The following is a 17,120-nucleotide window of genomic DNA, read 5'->3' as shown; positions in this document are numbered from 1 at the left end:
ATGAATAATAAATATAAAAACTTAGTACCTGATAATAAAGTCTATTTGATACTAATAACCTTATTGATAATTGCATTATTCTATTATGAGCATTTTGGATTAGCTGCAATATTCATAAGCATCTTTTTAGTATCTATATTGTTAAATGTAAAGGCTTATATAGATAAGAAGTCTAAGTTTCAGAAGTTTATAGAGAATCTTTCTAGTGATATGAATATAGCGACAAGTAACCATATAATAAATTCTCCTTTTTCTTTAATCTTGATGGGTGGTAGAGGAGAAGTACTATGGTATAACCAAAAGGCTAGCTCACTTTTACATGAAAGACAGTTGTTAGGGAAAAGTATAAAAGATATTAGTAAGGAACTTAATATAAAACAAATACATGAAGGTAAAAAGCAAGTATTCAAATATGTTGAAATAGAAAATAGGTATTATGATGTATTTGTTACAGCAATAGATAAATCACAAAAACCAATTATAGAAGATAGTGTTGCATTACTAACCTTTTGTGATGTCACAGATAAGTTTAATTTAGAAGAAAACATAAAAAATGATAAATACACAATTATGCTTATAGAAGTTGATAATTTAAATGATGTTTTAAAGACAACCTCTGAAAATGAAGGTCCATTATTATCAGCAGCAATAGAGAGAACACTTAATAATTATGCTCAAGGTTTACAGGGCATGATAAAAAAATATGCCAGTAATAAATATATTGTTGTGGCTCAAAATAAATTTATAAAAAAAGAAGTTGAAAATAAATTTGAGATTTTAGATCAAATAAGAGATTTATATTTTGGCAATAAATTAGCTGTTACTTTAAGTATAGGTATAGGAGTAGGTGGAGTAACTGCAAATGAAAATTATGGATATTCCGAATCTGCAAAGGAGTTAGCTTTAGGCAGAGGGGGAGACCAAGTTGTATTAAAAAATAGAGATAAGTTATCCTTCTTTGGTGGTAAAACTAAGGAAGTGGAAAAGAGAACTAAAGTAAAGGCTAGAGTAATAGCACATGCGTTAGTAGATCTTGTTAATGAAAGTGATAGAGTATTTATAATGGGACATAAGAATGCAGACATAGATTGTATAGGTGCTGCAATAGGTCTTGGAAGTGTAATTAGGAACCTTGGAAAGAGATATAATATTATCTTAGAGGAAATTGGTGAGGGTACTAAGAAAGTAATTGAAGAAGTAAAAAAAGAATATGATAATGAGAAGATTTTTATTAGTTCAGATCAGTGCTTTACTGAAATAACAGATAATAGTTTACTTATTATAGTAGACGTTCATAATAAAAATCATGTTGAAAGCATGGAGATTGTTAATAAGTCAAATAGAGTGGTTATTATAGATCATCATAGAAAATCACCTGACTTCATAAGCAATAATATATTAAGTTACATTGAAACTTATGCATCTTCTACAGCAGAGCTTGTAACGGAGATGATTCCTTATATGGTGGATAAACCTAATGTTAAGGTAATAGAGGCTATTGCGTTATTATCTGGTATATGTGTTGACACAAAGAATTTTACTTTTAAAACAGGTGTGAGAACCTTTGAAGCAGCTGCATTTTTAAGAAGGCTTGGAGCCGATACTGTAGCAGTAAAAAAAATGTTTTCACAAAATTTGGATGTATATATTAAAAAAGCTGATATAATAAAAAATGTACAGGTAATTAATGATATAGCTATTGCTATATGTCCACAAAATATTGATAATAATATTATAGCAGCACAAGTAGCAGATGAACTTATCACTATATCACCTATAAAAGCCTCCTTTGCTTTAGTAAATATAAAAGATAATATATTTATAAGTGGAAGGTCGTTAGATGATATAAATGTTCAAGTTATATTAGAGGGTCTAAATGGTGGAGGTCATATGAATATGGCTGGAGCTAAGCTTGTAAATACAAGTATGGACGAAGCTGTAGAACTATTAAAAGACTCAATAAGCAAGTATTTAAGGGAGGGTGAAAAATAATGAAAGTTATTTTATTGAAAGATGTTAAAGGAAAGGGTAAAAAAGGTCAGGTTGTTAATGTATCTGATGGATACGCTACTAACTTCTTATTCCCAAGAGGATTAGCTGAAGAAGCTAATAATAACAATATGAACATTTTGAATAGAAAAAATGAAATAGAAAGAAAGAAGAAGCTAGAAGAAATTGAAGAAGCTCAAAAACTAGCTGAAGATTTAAAGGATAAAGAAATAAAAATAATTGCTAAGGCTGGGGAAAATGGAAAGTTATTTGGCGCGATAACTAACAAAGATATAGCTTTAGAAATTAAGAAGAAATTTAATTTAGATATAGATAAGAAAAAAGTTGTTATGGATACAATTAAATTAGCAGGAGCTTATGATGCTGAACTTAAGCTTTATGCAGAGATATCAACAAGAATAAGAATTGTAGTTGTAGCACAATAATAACTAAATAAATTAATATAGAATGAGGCTTCGGTCTCATTTTATTATTAATATAAGAAGTCTTGTGGTTGAAAGGAGGAAACACTTATCGTCTACTAGAGATAGGTGTACTTAGTTTGGATAAAAATTTACTAGAAGATATAGCTAAGAGCATGAATGCAAATGATCTTCCCTTTGAAAGTGAAGTTGACATCTTAAATGAACTTATAAAAAAGATAATTTCAGAAGGAGTACTTGAAGCTAGACTTATTAAATATAGCTTAAGGAAGTATTATAATAGTCAAAATTCATATGAAAGATTATATGCCTTAAATAAGATAGTTAGTGAAGGAAAGGGTATAGAAACTGTTCCTAATGAATCTAATGGAGAAGAAGTTCTTAAAAGTACTAAGAACACTTTAGTTAATGAGGTAGCTAAAAGGTTAATGCAAACCCAAATTGAAGGCGAAGTAGAAAAAATACTTTTAGAAAGACAAGAAAGTATTATGAATGAAATGAAATTGGGTATAATTAATAAAAAGCAGGGACCTGAGAATAGTAAAACTAAGAAAAAATTAGAGGATATACAAAAGCTTGATGCTAAATCAACAATTAATAATATACAGGCACAATTAAGACCAAACAATTTTAAGGAAATAGTTGGGCAGGAAAGAGCTATAAAGGCTATTTTATCAAAGATAGCATCTCCATATCCTCAACACGTAATTTTATATGGTCCTCCAGGAGTAGGTAAAACTACAGCAGCAAGAGTGGCTTTAGAAGAAGCTAAAAAATTAAATCATACACCATATGATGAGGATTCTAAGTTTGTTGAAGTAGATGGAACCACATTAAGATGGGATCATAGAGAAATAACAAATCCATTATTAGGATCAGTACATGATCCAATATATCAAGGAAGTAAAAAGGATTTAGCAGAGGGTGGAATACCTGAACCAAAACTAGGACTTGTAACAGAAGCACATGGAGGAGTATTATTTATAGACGAAATAGGAGAGCTAGATACAATACTTCAAAACAAGCTTTTAAAAGTTTTAGAAGATAAGAGAGTTGAGTTTTCTTCAGCTTACTATGATCCAGATGATGAATCAACACCTGAATATATAAAGTATATATTTGATAAGGGTGCACCAGCTGATTTCGTTTTAATAGGAGCAACTACAAGAGAGCCTCATGAAATAAATCCAGCATTACGTTCAAGATGTGCAGAGGTTTATTTTGAACCTTTAAGTAATAAGGATATAGAGTCAATTGTAGAGAATGCTGCAACTAAAATAAATGTACAGCTAGAGGATGGAGTAGCAGAAGAAATAAGTAAATACACTATTGAAGGAAGAAAAGCAATAAACATATTATCAGATGTATATGGATATGTTTTATGCAATAAATCTCCAGATTTAAGTGAGAAAGTAGATATAACTAAGGAAGATCTAAAGGAAATAATAGCTATAAGTAGATTAGTTCCAATAGAAAAGTTGAAGAATATAGATAAAAAAGAAGTTGGGCATATTTATGGTCTAGGAGTAGCAGGTTACATAGGTTCTACTTTAGAAATAGAAGCAACTGTATTCCCAGCTAAGAAAAAGGGTACTGGTAAGGTTAGATTTAATGAAACTGCAGGAAGTATGGCAAAGGATTCAGTATTTAATGCAGCTACAGTTATAAGAAACCTTACAAATAAAGATATAAGTGACTATGATATACATGTAAACGTTGTAGGTGGAGGAAAAATAGATGGACCTTCAGCAGGTACAGCAATAACATCATGTATTATAAGCTCACTTCAGGATAAACCTATAAGACAAGATGTAGCAGTTACAGGTGAGATATCAATAACTGGTAAAGTTAAGCCAGTAGGTGGAGTATTAGAAAAAATATATGGTGCTAAGAGAAGTGGGATAAAACTTGTTATAATTCCAAAGGACAATGAAAAGGAAGTTCCTAAAGACATTGAAGGAATAGAAATTAGAGCCATAGAAACTATAGATGAAGCAATCGAGTTATTACTAGAGTAGGAGATATTAAAATATGAATATGCCTTTAAAAAGTTTACCCTATAATATTGAAGCTGAACAATCAGTAATAGGCTCTATGTTAAAGGAAAGAACTGCAATTGCAGAGGCAGCGGAAGTATTAAAAGCAGATGATTTTTATAAAGAATCGCATAAAGTTATATTTAGCACTATAATGGATTTATATCAAAGAGATGTACCAGTAGATATGATTACCTTATTAGAGGAGCTAAGATCAACTGAAAAGCTAGAGTCAGTTGGTGGTATAACTTACATTACAGAAGTAAATGGTTCCGTACTTTCTACTGCTAACGTGGTTTCTTATATAAAAATTGTAGAAGATAAAGCTATTCTTAGAAGGCTTATAAGATCTTCAAATGAAATAATAGAATTAAGTTATAATAACCAAAATAACGTTGAGTCTGTTTTAGATACTGCAGAGCAAAGAATATTTAATATAGCAGAAAAAAGAAACACTAGTGATTTTGAAGCTATGAATACAGTTTTAGAAAGAGGCTTTTTAGAAATAGAAAGACTCTTCAACAATAAAGGAAGTATAAATGGAGTTCCATCAGGATTTCCAGACTTAGATGCTAAGACATCAGGATTTCAAAAGGGAGATATGATACTTATAGCGGCAAGACCATCTATGGGTAAAACTACCTTTGCACTTAATATAGCTGAATATGCAGCTTTAAGAGCTAATAAAAGCGTTGCTGTATTTTCACTTGAGATGTCTAAGGAACAACTAGCATATAAGTTATTATGTTCAGAAGCAAATGTAGATATGTTAAAGCTAAGAACAGGTAACTTAGAGGATAAAGACTGGGAGAACATTGCAAAGGCTTCAGGACCATTAGCATCAGCTAAAATATATATAGATGATACAGCTGGTGTAAATGTAATGGAAATGAGATCTAAATGTAGAAAGCTTAAAATAGAACATGGAATAGATTTGATAGTTATAGACTATCTACAACTTATGTCAGGTAGTAGTGGAACTGAAAGTAGGCAACAAGAGGTTTCAGAAATATCAAGATCCATTAAGGCTATTGCTAAGGAAATGGAATGTCCTGTGATAGCTTTATCACAGCTATCACGTGCACCTGAGCAAAGAGCAGACCATAGACCTATGTTATCGGACTTAAGAGAATCAGGGTCAATAGAGCAGGATGCTGACTTGGTAATGTTTCTTTATAGAGATGAATACTACGATAAAGAAACAGAGGATAAAAACATGGCAGAATGTATTATAGCTAAACAAAGAAACGGCCCAGTTGGAACAGTTAAACTAGCTTGGTTAGGTCAATTCAGTAAATTTGGTTCCTTGGATGTTATACATCAAGAAAATCAATAATATAAAAAAGAAACTGAACTTTAATGAAGTTCAGTTTCTTTTTTTATAAACAAAGTTCATTTGATTATAAACTATAGTTATATATAAGTTCTAAGTAATATTAGACAGCTTTAATAGCTGTTGTATTTATTCTAAAATGAATGTTACCTATAAACACAATGAAGATTCTTTATTAGACTATATATTTAATAAAAATTAGTCTAAGGTAAGTTTTTTACACTTAAGTATACTAAATATAGTAGATAATAGAGCTATAGATATCATTATAATTATTCCTAAAGAAATACTAACAGTAGGATGAGTAAGAGTGTAGGTTCCTGTAATTACATTATAAGTATTTATATAAGTTACTGGATTAAACTCTCTACCTAAGGGTAGATTATTTGAAAATAAATATAAAATAATTGTACCAATAAGTAAAATAGTATTTGAAGAAATTTTATTTTTACATACAGATGATACAAATACAGATAAAAGCGTGATAAACGGAATTATCAATGATAGATAGCCTATTATTTGTAATAAAACCCTTCCAAGGTTAGATATTGATGCAAAATTTATAGCTTGATATTTATCTACAGCAGCCATTGAGGTATTATTAAAAATAGCAACTGGATAATTAACATCTCCAAACTCTGTTAAGATTGTTCCTATAATTAATGAAGAAATAAGCACAACTAAAAGGAAAATAAAACCAAGTGATAAGGAAACTAACATTTTGGAAAGTAAAATCTTAAACTTACTTATAGGTTGAGTAAATAAAAGTTTAAAGGTATTATTATCAAGCTCACCACATATTGCAGAGGCACTTAGGAATATTATAATAATAGGTAATAGGAGTACATATACGTTTTTAAGTAGAAATAATGTAAGATTTAATCCAGAGGGATAATACTCAGCCCTAAAAGGAAGTTTAATATTATTTTCATACATATATCTATATAAAAAAGTATTCAATTGTAGCTTTTCAACATCAACCTTTTCTTTTTGTACTATTGATTCATAGGAGCTGTCACCCATATGGTCAAAAAAATCTTTAAGTACAAAGTCACCATAGTTTAATTCATTTTCTAAAAGAGCTGCATTATCTTTTTTCAAGATACAATATATAGCTTTACTATGATATTCAGATAAAAAGTTTGCCTTAGTATAGGTTAACTGATCAATATCTGAAAGTTCAACATTATTATTAATCTCATCTTTAAAATCCTCTACTATAGGACTATACTCTTCTAAAAAGTCAGAATGTATTTTTGTTTCATCATAGAAGTCATTATTAACAGAATAGGATTTCATTGCTATACCTGAACCTAAATTTATCAGTACCATAGATATAAGCAATAACATAATAAATTTATTTTTAAAGAATCTTTTAAATTCATGTTTAATTAATACCCACATGATATCCCCCTTGTATGATATAGCTAAGATTTAAAATTAACTTATATGATTAATTAAAATTTAGATTTAATAGAGCTATTTTGCTAAGATATATATTAAATCAATTTTAGATTTCAGATGAAGTTATTATTTAAAAGGGTTTATGGATGTAATTTTTTTACATTTAAAGCACTTAAAACAGTGAATATAACCAACAAACTAGAAAGAAGTATAATTCCTAAGGTAAGTTGTACTTTAGGTTCAGTTAGAGAGCTAATTCCTGTTACAATCTCATAGGAGCTTAAATAAGTCATTGGATTAAAGGCTTTTATGCCAGTAATAATTGGTGCTGTAAAATAAGTTCCAACGAATATAATTATAGATGAAATAATTGAAGTCAATTTACTCTTAAATAAAGATGAAATTAATATAGCCATTGAATTTATAAACAATGCTACAAGTAAAAAATAAGATATCAATTTCATTAATACAATCTTAGTTGGTTCTATATGAGTATATTCAAGTATGCTATAAGGTTCAATTGCTTTACCACTAAAATTCTCAAACATAAGCACTGGATAGTTAAGTTCACCAAAACTATTAAGTATAGTGCCTATAATAATAGTTGAAATACTTACTAATAAAATAAAAAATAAGGAAATAATAAAAGAACTTATTATTTTAGAAGTTATTATTTTATGTTTTTTTATAGGTTGAGAAAATAGTAGTTTACAAGTATTATTACTAATCTCTCCAGATATTGAAGTAGAAGCAAATATTAAAAATAAAATCGGTAAAATAAGAATGTAATAATTCTTAAGTAAGTTCATTAATAAATCTAATGAACTATAGTTGTTTTTAATATCAACTTGTGGCATTAAGTTATTATCATATACATATTGCTTCATGATAAGATTAAGAAAACTTAAAGCTAGATCCTTAGGTTCAGTACTATTAGTATGATTTTTAATACGTTCTAAATCTTTTTTATAAGTATTTAAAGAAGAAGCTAAGTCTAATTCTAAGTATTTTCTTTTATCGGTATCCTTTAAAGCGGTAACTAATTGATCTTGAGTTAATAGGCTATTTTTAGCATTTTCAATATGAGATAAAGTTGCTTTTTTTTCTGCAACAATATCATCAGTAATATCAGTAGAAGAATTCAAGGTGTTTAAATAATCTAGTTTTTCTTGTAGTGACTTTTTAGAAGTTTCAAGTGATTCTACAGCATAGTTGGTATAAACCTCCCATGTTGCAGCTTTATGCTCATTTTTATAATTTACTCCTAAAAATATATTAAGAACAAGAATTAAAACAATGGAGATAAGTGAAATCTTACTTTTAAAGAATCTTTTTAGTTCATGTTTAATTAATACCCACATGATATCCCCCTAATAACTAACGTTTAGTTTCATATAATTCAAAGTATTTGTCTTTTAGAGAATTGGATTGAGGTACTATAGAGTTTACCGAGATGTCTTCTTCTTTTAAGATATTAAAGATTAGTGTTAAATGTCCTTTTTCCACAACTACCTCTAGAGTATCATTTTCAATATAGACTTCTTTAATTGCGTCAACTTTTTTGAAGGCTTCATAAGCTTTTTTATTATCCTCAGAGTCTATTAGGTATATTTCTCTTTCAAAGTCAGATTTTATATTAGAGTCTATTAATTTGCCTTTATCTATAAATAAAAATCTATGGCATATATCTTCTAGGTCTGAAAGTGTATGAGAAGATATAAGCACCCACATGCCACCTTCAACACATTTAGCCAAGAGCTTTTTTAATTTAATTATGCTTTCTTGATCTAATCCATTAGTAGGCTCATCTAAAATTAATCCCTTTTTAGCAGACAAGATAGCTATGCCTATACCTAAACGTTGCTTCATACCTAAGGAATATACCTTTGTAGATTTCTTTAGCTTAGGACCTATGTCTATAAAATCTATTATGCTATCTAGATTAGTCATAGGTATTTTTCTTAAATCAGCAATAAATTTTAAATGATCATAACCTGTAAGTTCAGGATAAAAACCTGGGTTTTCAATTAAACAAGATATCTTATCAAGAGAACTTTCACGTTTAACTTTAATTGACTCAGAATCAACTAGTATATCACCATCATCAAAAGGAACTAAAGACATAATGGATTTCATTAAAGTGGACTTACCAGCACCATTAGCACCTACAAGTCCAAGGATTTCACCTGACTGTATTTCAAAAGATATATCTTGTAATACAGGTTCCGAAGAATATTTTTTTACTAAATTTTTAACCTCTAACAAATAGATCATCCCCTTTTAGTAATCATTAATTATTATGATAATTTTAACAGTTAATATATAATGTGTAAATAAATATGATTAACAATAAAACAGACCAACATAAGAACATTCAACTTCAGAAGGCATTGAAATTTCAACTGAAGTTGAAAAATGAATAAAGTTTATAGGTGTAGTTTTTTTACTTTTAGAGTACTTAATATAGTAAATATAATCAATAAACTAGAAAGAAGTATAATTCCTAATGTCAATTGTATTTTAGGTTCAGTTAGGGAACTGATACCTGTTACAATCTCATAGACATTTAAATAAGTCATTGGATTAAAGGCTTTTATACCAGTAATAATTGGCGATGTAAAATAAGTTCCAACGAATATAATTATAGCTGTAACGATTGAAGTCAATTTATTCTTAAATAAAGATGAAATTAATATAGCCATTGAATTTACGAATAGTGATACAAGTAAAAAATAAGATATCAATTTCAGTAAAACAACCTTAGTTGGCTCTATATGAGTTGATTTAACAATAGAAAAAGGATTAATTATCTTATTAGTAAGATTATCAAACATTAATATAGGGTAATTAGGGTTGCCAAAGCCATTTAATAAAGTACCTATAATAATAGTTGAGATTGTTGCTAAAAATATAAAGAACAAAGAAATAATAAAAGAGCTTACTATCTTAGAAGTTATGATTTTATACTTCTTTACAGGTTGAGAAAATAGTAGCTTATAAGTATTATTACTACATTCTCCAGAGATTGAGGTAGAAGCAACTATTAAAAATAATATTGGCAAAATAAGCGTGTAATAGTTTTTAAACAAATCTAGTAATAAATCTAAGGCACTGTAGTTATGAAATACATCAACAGGAACATCAATATTATTGTCATATAAGTATTGATACATAAATTCAGATAAAAAGTCCTTAGCAAATCTTTCAGGTTGATTGGTAGTAAGGACTTGATTTGAAGAAGATGGAGGCAGTATATTATTAATAGATTTAATTTCTTCTAACCTTAACTTCAATATTGTCCTATTATCATTATTATTTATAGCTGTAAGCAATTGAGTTTGAAGACTAAGAGATTCATTGTCATAATCAATATTAGTTAATATGGTTTGTTTTTCTTCAATTAAACTTTCATCAGTTGGATTATCACCTATTTCATTTAAACGGTTTTTATAAAGCTCTAAATTTTCTTCTAAAGATTTAATAAAGTCTTCAGTTGGAAGTTTTAGTGTATTTTCAAGGTTATTATTATCAGAATAGTTTTTATAGTTTATCCCTAAAAATATATTAAGAGTAAGGATTAAAGCAATGAAGATAAGAGAAAATTTACTTTTAAAAAATCTTTTGAGTTCATGTTTAATTAATACCCACATGGTTATCCCCCTTAAATTAAAAATAATTTTATATAAGCTAAAGTACTTAGTTTAGTATAATTAGATTTTACTGTTATGGAAGTTACTAAACTGATAAATTCTATTTTTAGTATTAATAAATTTATTAACATTAAAAAAATACAAATGTAAATATAAGTTTAAAGATATAAGAAGTTTTCTTGAGCTTGAATTTAAATTACTTATAGATATAAAAATTCTTCGGTTATTTAAAAATGCCCTATGTCATATGGTTTGATAGTTATCTATTGAATAAAGATTTTAGTAGCTAATTAATAAATACAGGTTATTAAAATAATATTACCATTTATATATTAATATGTAAAATAATTAAAATGAAATAAAAAAATAGATACATGTATGATTAACCGATTAGAATTAAAAATAAATTTTTGAAACTACATTATATTAATTTGAATAAAAGGAAAAATTAAACTATAATCTTGATATAAACTATAGTTTAATAAAATTTTAAGGAGGAATAAAAATGAAAAAGATACTAATATCAACTTTTTTAACGTTATCACTAGCTTTAAGTGGTTCAACTGCATTAGCAAGTGAAAACAACAATGTAGATTGTTGTAAACATTCAGAAGTTTCCGTAGAAGCTAACTCTATAAGTCCTAGAGGTATACCATGTGAATGTGGTGGGTATTGTTCTCCTAGAACTAAATATGGGTCATGGGTTAAGGTAGGAGGACCTATTAAACATGGTGATCACTATGATTACAAAGAACGTAGGACAATTCAATATGGACAACAATGTAATAGTTGTGGAAGGTTTTGGCTTGACAGAACAGAAGTTGATATGAGAATTGCATGCTATTAGTAGCATAAAGAGTTCAAATCCTATATAAGACATAATTAAAATAATATTTATTTTAATGTATTGACATTTCGAAATTATGACAAAATCAATTTTAAGTATTTAAATATATCTACGGAAAGAATTCAAACTTTAAATTACCAATTAGTAAAATTATTAAATAAAGTTATACTTATTTAAATTAATAAGTGGTCTTTTATAAAAATTAGAATTAAAATACTATAAAGAAATGATGTAATATCAAATGAAGTAGGTAGATTTATTAAATTAAATCTACCTATTTAATCTTAATTTTATGATTTATTTATAAGTGTATTCTTCGTGTTTTTAGACCGTTTCAGGTAGTGGATGGAACCAATAGAGTAGTAAAGATAAGTCTAGAAAACAATTGTGATATAAGTTAATTTAAATATGAGACTTTTTCATTTTTATAAGAGTAAAGGCTATAAATATAATTGATAGTGTTAAAAGAATAAAAACACCAAGATTAAGTTGTATTTCAGGTATAGTTAAAGAGTTTATTCCGGTTATAATTTCATAGGAGTTTAAATAAGTCATTGGATTAAAGGCTTTTATACCAGTAATAAGTGGTGCTGTAAAATAAGTTCCAATAAATATAATTATAGATGTAATAATTGAAGTCAATTTATTTTTAAATAAAGATGAAATTAATATAGCCATTGAATTTATAAAAATTGATATAAAGATGGTATATGAAATTAACTTTCCTAAAACAAGTATAGTTGTTTCTATATGAGTATATTCAAGAATTCCGCATTTTTTCATTGGATTTTTAGTTAAGTTTTCAAAGATTAAGATAGGAGCATTTAGTTCTCCAAACCCATTGAGGATAGTACCTATAATAAGTGCTGATAAAGCTGCTACTAAAATAAGAAAAGTAGATACAATTATAGAACTTATTATTTTAGGAATTATAATTTTATGTTTTTTTATTGGTTGAGAAAACAATAACTTATAAGTATTATTACTAAACTCACCGGATATTGAAGTAGATGCAACTATTAAAAATAATATAGGTAAAATTATAATATAATATTTTTGAAATAAAATAACTAGTAATCCTAAGGCACTATAGTCACTCCACACATCAGCTCTAGGAGTTAAGTTATTATCGTAAATATATTGGTGCATAAGTTCAAATACAAAGTAGCGATTAGTTTCTTCAGAATTTCCATAATTGTTATTCTCTATTTTTTTCAAAACCCTTTGATTACGTAACTTAGTATCATTTAAAATTAGTTCAGATATTTTTCCAGCATCTTTATTTTCGGCATACATTTTTAGGTTCTCATAGTATTTAAGATTTTCCTCTAATTTTTGCATTTCCAATAATATATGCTCTCTTTCTTCAATTTCAGCTTTATCGGAGGTATTCTCATCTATACTATCTAATTGTGAGTTAAATTGAGAAGAGGCTATTTCATGATTAGTAAAATCAAAATTCTGAAAACTTTTAAATTCATCTTCCCAGGTATAACTTTCACTTAGTGATTTGTAGTTTAAACCAACAAAGACATTGAGTAACACAATTAGAATAGTAAAAATAAGAGGAAATTTACTTTTAAAGAATCTTTTTAGTTCATGTTTAATTAATACCCACATGGTATCCCCCTTAATAATTAAATTTTAATGTTACATAACTGTATTTATATATTTTAAAAAAATTTTTATATAGAATTAAGTTAATATTAGAGAGTTTACTGAGCTGTCCAATTTACTCAAGATTAAAGGCTAGTAATAATAATTTCTTATAATTATATCTAATGAATAGATAGTATTAATTTGATAATTATTGATTATTAAAAATATATTAACATTAATAACTTAATAAGTAAATTATTAGAAAAGAGGTTTTAGCTAGTTTAAATATTTTTTTATGACAAGTAAAGTAGGTAGAAATAATCAGAAATAAATATATTTAACCCTTTGACTTGCTTATTAAAGTAGAATAATTAACATTAAATAAATTTACAATATATAGATTAAAATATAAAATTATGAAAAAATGTATTTTGTGAAATGTACATTTATATAATCAATAAATAATACAATAAGGGGGGAAATTAGTGAAAAAATTTTTAAGTATTATTATTAGTATAATGATGATTCTTTTATTAACAGCTTGTCAAAAGTCACCTACCATTGATAATGAAACAAAAGGGGAAGACGAAAAGGGTGAAAATACCATTGTAGTAGGGGTTGCAGAGAATGCTTATCCATGGTCATATATGAAGGATGGTAAGCTAGAAGGATTTCAAATTAGCATGTGGGAGGAAATCTCTAAAAGAAATGTTTTAGAGGTTAAGTTTGATTCTAGTAGATTAGAGAGTGTATTAGTTAAGATGTTAGATAATGGAGATATAGATACATTAGCTTCACCTATATCAGATCTAATTAAAACATATTCTTTTACCGAACCTTATGGATATATGTATTATGATTTTTTAGTTTTAAATGATGACAATATAAACTCTTTAGAGGATTTAAAGGGAAAGAGTGTAGTAACCTTCAGAGATAATGATAGAGAACTTCTTAAGGAAGTAAATAATGCTTTAAATTTAGGCTTATCAGTTAGTAGGGGTGATAAGGATGTACGTAATAGTGTACAACTATTAGAGCAAGGGAACGATAAAGGGAGTTTAGAAAGAGAAATAGATGCCTTAACTATTGTAGAAAATTCTGATTCGAAATTTAAGGTACTTGGTGATAAGCATATTATTGATTCTCTTGTTTATTCATTTCCTATGGATTACAAAAATAAAAAATTAATAGATGATGTTAATAAAACAATAAGGGAAATGAAAGAGGATGGAACTATAAAGAAATTATCAGAGCAATGGTTTAAAATGAATATAGTAGATAAACCAGAGGAACGCAAGTAGAAAATTACTAAATTATGAATACTAAAAAAGGATGCGATTTAAAAATCATCATCCTTTTTTAGTATTTTAAAATTTAAATTAAATATATTAAAAGATTGTACGCATATTAATAAACAGTTTCTAACTTGCCACCTATTAAAACTAAATTGTTATTATCTAGGGTAGTGATAGGAACTCCAAGGCAAATTAGGTTTCCGCCTTCTTTTATACCAACAGGTCCAGGAAATAATATAGTATACTTATTATTTTCATTAGCAGTAACTTCTAATATGGACATTTGTTGATTGTTTACTATAGTTTCAGTTATCTTCATTGCTGTTCCAGAAATAGATATAACTTTATTATTATAAAGTGAGGTATTACTAATTAATTGATTATAGTCTGGTGATTCACTTAATAGCGAATATATTTTTTTTACATCATTCTTTGTATTAGATGGAAAAATAGTAACATATTTATCTAAAAAATTAATAGTACTCTCAGGTAGAGGTATATCTTTACCAGCTGTTTCTTTTATAGCAGTATTATAAAATTTTACTATACTGTCTAAATCACAATTCATATCTAAATTGGAGTTAGGAGATTTCATTTTTGCAACTGCTACTGAATCAGAGTTATCATCAACAAAGAAACCAGTAATAGAGTTGAAGTTAACTGAAAGAGTAATTAAGGAAACAAGACTTACAAAATAAACACATGACATTGCGCTTAAAGTAAGTGTAAAGTTTTTATTATAACGTTGAGATTTCCATAATAAAAATATACCTAAAGGAGTAACCAATAGTAAACATAAACATATAAATATTGGGTTAAAGTATATTTTCTTTTTATTACTCATATTAAATATCCTCCAAAATGTTTTTATATTATTAGTTTTAACCAATAAATATAATTTTAAACATTGGAGGATATATTTTTAATAAAATTGTGTCTAAAAATGTATGGACAAGCATATTAATGATGAATAATTTAACTTAATGTATCTAATTAAATCTTTTAATCTTCAACTAATTTACCTTTTACAATAAGCCTATGAGTAGCTTCTACCATAGGATCACAAGTTATAAGAGTTATTTCAGCAAAGTCAGAATTATTTTCTGCTACCTCTGATTGAGTAGGAAGAACTAAAAATTTATCAGTTATAACATATTTAAATTCCTTACCTTTAGAAATAATTTTAACTTCATCACCAGGTTCTAATTCGTTTAATCTGTTGAAATCACGACCATATGTAAAGCTTCTATGACCTGCAAGTACATAATTTCCTACTTCACCTGGCTTTACTGAAGGACTCATTGTAGTTACTGATACATTTAAATTATCTTTTGTTGTGCCTTCGATTATAGCTTGATATAAGTTTATTTTATCTATTTTTATTGCATAATTAACAGTTGTTGCATTTTCATCATTTAAGCTTTGAGAACTATCTCCTGAAGCCTTCTCTGAACCTTCTAAATCGAGACTTTCGAATTGTTCAAGTAATTTTTTTTGTTGATGCATATGATATTTGTCTACCGCAGTAGGATATAAAATAATACAAATCCCCAATACTATAAGAAAATAAGATAAAAACTTACGCATAGTCACACCCCTAAGTTAAATTATTTTAGCATAAAGCTAATCTATATATAAATTTTACAATAATTATATATTTATTACAAAGAATAATTATAATAAAGTCGTTAATTTAAGGTTAATATAAATTTCATACATGTGTTGCTATTTTATGATAAGATAATTAATAATTTAAAAATATTTATATAAGGATAGTATAAAATGAGAATATATGAAGGTTTAAAGGAAACTAAGGTTTTTTCAGATTTTTCTTTGCAGGAAATTGAAAATATTTTAAGGGATATAGATATAAAACAATGTGAGTACTCAAAGGATGAAATAATAGCTTTTGAGGGGGAAGACATAAATAGGGTAGGTATAGTTTTAGAGGGAACTATAAATGTCCAAAAGCACTATATATCAGGTAAGATTTTAAATATTAATCATTTAAAAAAGGGAGATCTATTTGGAGAAGTAATAATTTTTTCTAGTATGGATAAGTATCCTTCAACTATAGTTTGTGATAAGAGGTGTAAAGTTGCATTTATATATAAAGAAGATATTGTGAAGCTATGTAAGAATGACACAAAGTTCTTAACTAAATTTATGGGTATCTTATCTAATAAAATATTAATGTTAAATAATAGGGTTAGAGTTTTATCCTACTCAACTATAAGAGAAAAAATAGCAGATTATTTATTGAACCAGTATAAGATTCAAGGAACTATGGTGCTTAAAATAAAGGATAATAGAGAAAAGCTAGCTGAAAACTTTGGGGTTGCAAGACCCTCTATATCTAGAGAACTTATAAATATGAAGAAAGAAGATTTGATTGATTATAATAAAAGCACAATTACAATTAAGGATTTAGATGCTTTAGAAGATATTTTTATGTAATAAGGGCCATTGTAATAAGTGAGATAATATCAATATGTGGATTATTAATTAAAATAATTTATATTGA

The 17,120-nt window shown here is 27.2% G+C and carries 14 protein-coding genes; 7 read left to right on the top strand and 7 right to left on the bottom strand.

The genetic code is table 11. The annotated features are described in order from the left end of the window. From BUA48_RS14180 to BUA48_RS14165, 4 genes are all read left to right on the top strand, one after another. Entirely contained in the window at positions 1-1,992 is a 1,992-nt protein-coding gene (locus BUA48_RS14180) for a DHH family phosphoesterase (RefSeq protein WP_072832719.1), read from the top strand. After that, positions 1,992-2,435, top strand: coding sequence for a 50S ribosomal protein L9 (rplI, locus tag BUA48_RS14175; protein WP_072832718.1), 444 nt, complete (start codon positions 1,992-1,994; stop codon positions 2,433-2,435). Before BUA48_RS14180 ends, rplI begins: the two co-directional genes overlap by 1 nt. A 152-nt stretch (positions 2,436-2,587) precedes the next feature. Beyond that, positions 2,588-4,450, top strand: a complete 1,863-nt coding sequence (gene lonC / locus BUA48_RS14170; RefSeq protein WP_072832752.1) for a Lon family ATP-dependent protease — start codon at positions 2,588-2,590, stop codon at positions 4,448-4,450. Positions 4,451-4,463: 13 nt separating this feature from the next. Further along, a complete protein-coding gene (locus BUA48_RS14165; RefSeq protein WP_072832717.1) occupies positions 4,464-5,804 on the top strand; it encodes a replicative DNA helicase in 1,341 nt (446 codons plus the stop codon). 195 nt (positions 5,805-5,999) lie between these two features. Here BUA48_RS14165 and BUA48_RS14160 read toward each other — a convergent pair whose 3' ends face one another. From BUA48_RS14160 to BUA48_RS14145, 4 genes are all read right to left on the bottom strand, one after another. Next, on the bottom strand, positions 6,000-7,205 hold the full coding sequence (locus tag BUA48_RS14160) for an ABC transporter permease subunit (protein ID WP_072832716.1): 1,206 nt from the start codon (positions 7,203-7,205) through the stop codon (positions 6,000-6,002). 140 nt (positions 7,206-7,345) lie between these two features. Further along, a complete protein-coding gene (locus BUA48_RS14155; protein ID WP_072832715.1) occupies positions 7,346-8,566 on the bottom strand; it encodes an ABC transporter permease subunit in 1,221 nt (406 codons plus the stop codon). Between the two features lie 16 nt (positions 8,567-8,582). Next, complete coding sequence (locus tag BUA48_RS14150; protein WP_072832714.1) at positions 8,583-9,470, bottom strand: ABC transporter ATP-binding protein; 888 nt, start codon at positions 9,468-9,470, stop codon at positions 8,583-8,585. Positions 9,471-9,631: 161 nt separating this feature from the next. Then, positions 9,632-10,855: an ABC transporter permease subunit gene (locus BUA48_RS14145; RefSeq protein WP_072832713.1), complete on the bottom strand. Its 1,224-nt coding sequence runs from the start codon at positions 10,853-10,855 to the stop codon at positions 9,632-9,634. Between the two features lie 505 nt (positions 10,856-11,360). On the opposite strand from BUA48_RS14145, the gene BUA48_RS14140 reads away from it, so the two are divergent. Then, positions 11,361-11,702, top strand: coding sequence for a hypothetical protein (locus BUA48_RS14140; RefSeq protein ID WP_072832712.1), 342 nt, complete (start codon positions 11,361-11,363; stop codon positions 11,700-11,702). Positions 11,703-12,104: 402 nt separating this feature from the next. Here BUA48_RS14140 and BUA48_RS14135 read toward each other — a convergent pair whose 3' ends face one another. Continuing rightward, positions 12,105-13,322 carry an ABC transporter permease subunit gene (locus tag BUA48_RS14135; protein WP_072832711.1) on the bottom strand — a complete coding sequence of 406 codons (1,218 nt, stop codon included), beginning with the start codon at positions 13,320-13,322 and terminating at the stop codon, positions 12,105-12,107. Positions 13,323-13,786: 464 nt separating this feature from the next. On the opposite strand from BUA48_RS14135, the gene BUA48_RS14130 reads away from it, so the two are divergent. Then, positions 13,787-14,602: a transporter substrate-binding domain-containing protein gene (locus BUA48_RS14130; protein WP_072832710.1), complete on the top strand. Its 816-nt coding sequence runs from the start codon at positions 13,787-13,789 to the stop codon at positions 14,600-14,602. A 106-nt stretch (positions 14,603-14,708) separates the two neighbouring features. On the opposite strand, the gene BUA48_RS14125 is transcribed toward BUA48_RS14130, so the two are convergent. Continuing rightward, positions 14,709-15,440 (bottom strand): hypothetical protein, encoded by a 732-nt coding sequence (locus BUA48_RS14125; RefSeq protein ID WP_072832709.1) that lies wholly within the window; start codon positions 15,438-15,440, stop codon positions 14,709-14,711. Positions 15,441-15,598: 158 nt separating this feature from the next. Further along, the gene (locus tag BUA48_RS14120) at positions 15,599-16,183 is read right to left on the bottom strand and encodes a class D sortase (RefSeq protein WP_072832708.1); all 585 of its coding nucleotides are present in this window, start codon (positions 16,181-16,183) and stop codon (positions 15,599-15,601) included. Positions 16,184-16,378: 195 nt separating this feature from the next. On the opposite strand from BUA48_RS14120, the gene BUA48_RS14115 reads away from it, so the two are divergent. After that, positions 16,379-17,053 carry a Crp/Fnr family transcriptional regulator gene (locus tag BUA48_RS14115; RefSeq protein ID WP_072832707.1) on the top strand — a complete coding sequence of 225 codons (675 nt, stop codon included), beginning with the start codon at positions 16,379-16,381 and terminating at the stop codon, positions 17,051-17,053. The last annotated feature ends 67 nt before the right edge of the window (positions 17,054-17,120 follow it).

The organism is Clostridium collagenovorans DSM 3089 (assembly GCF_900130005.1).
Taxonomy (GTDB): domain Bacteria; phylum Bacillota; class Clostridia; order Clostridiales; family Clostridiaceae; genus Clostridium_D; species Clostridium_D collagenovorans.
The sequence above is the reverse complement of the archived record's forward strand: the minus strand, read 5'-3'. Positions and strand labels throughout refer to the sequence as shown.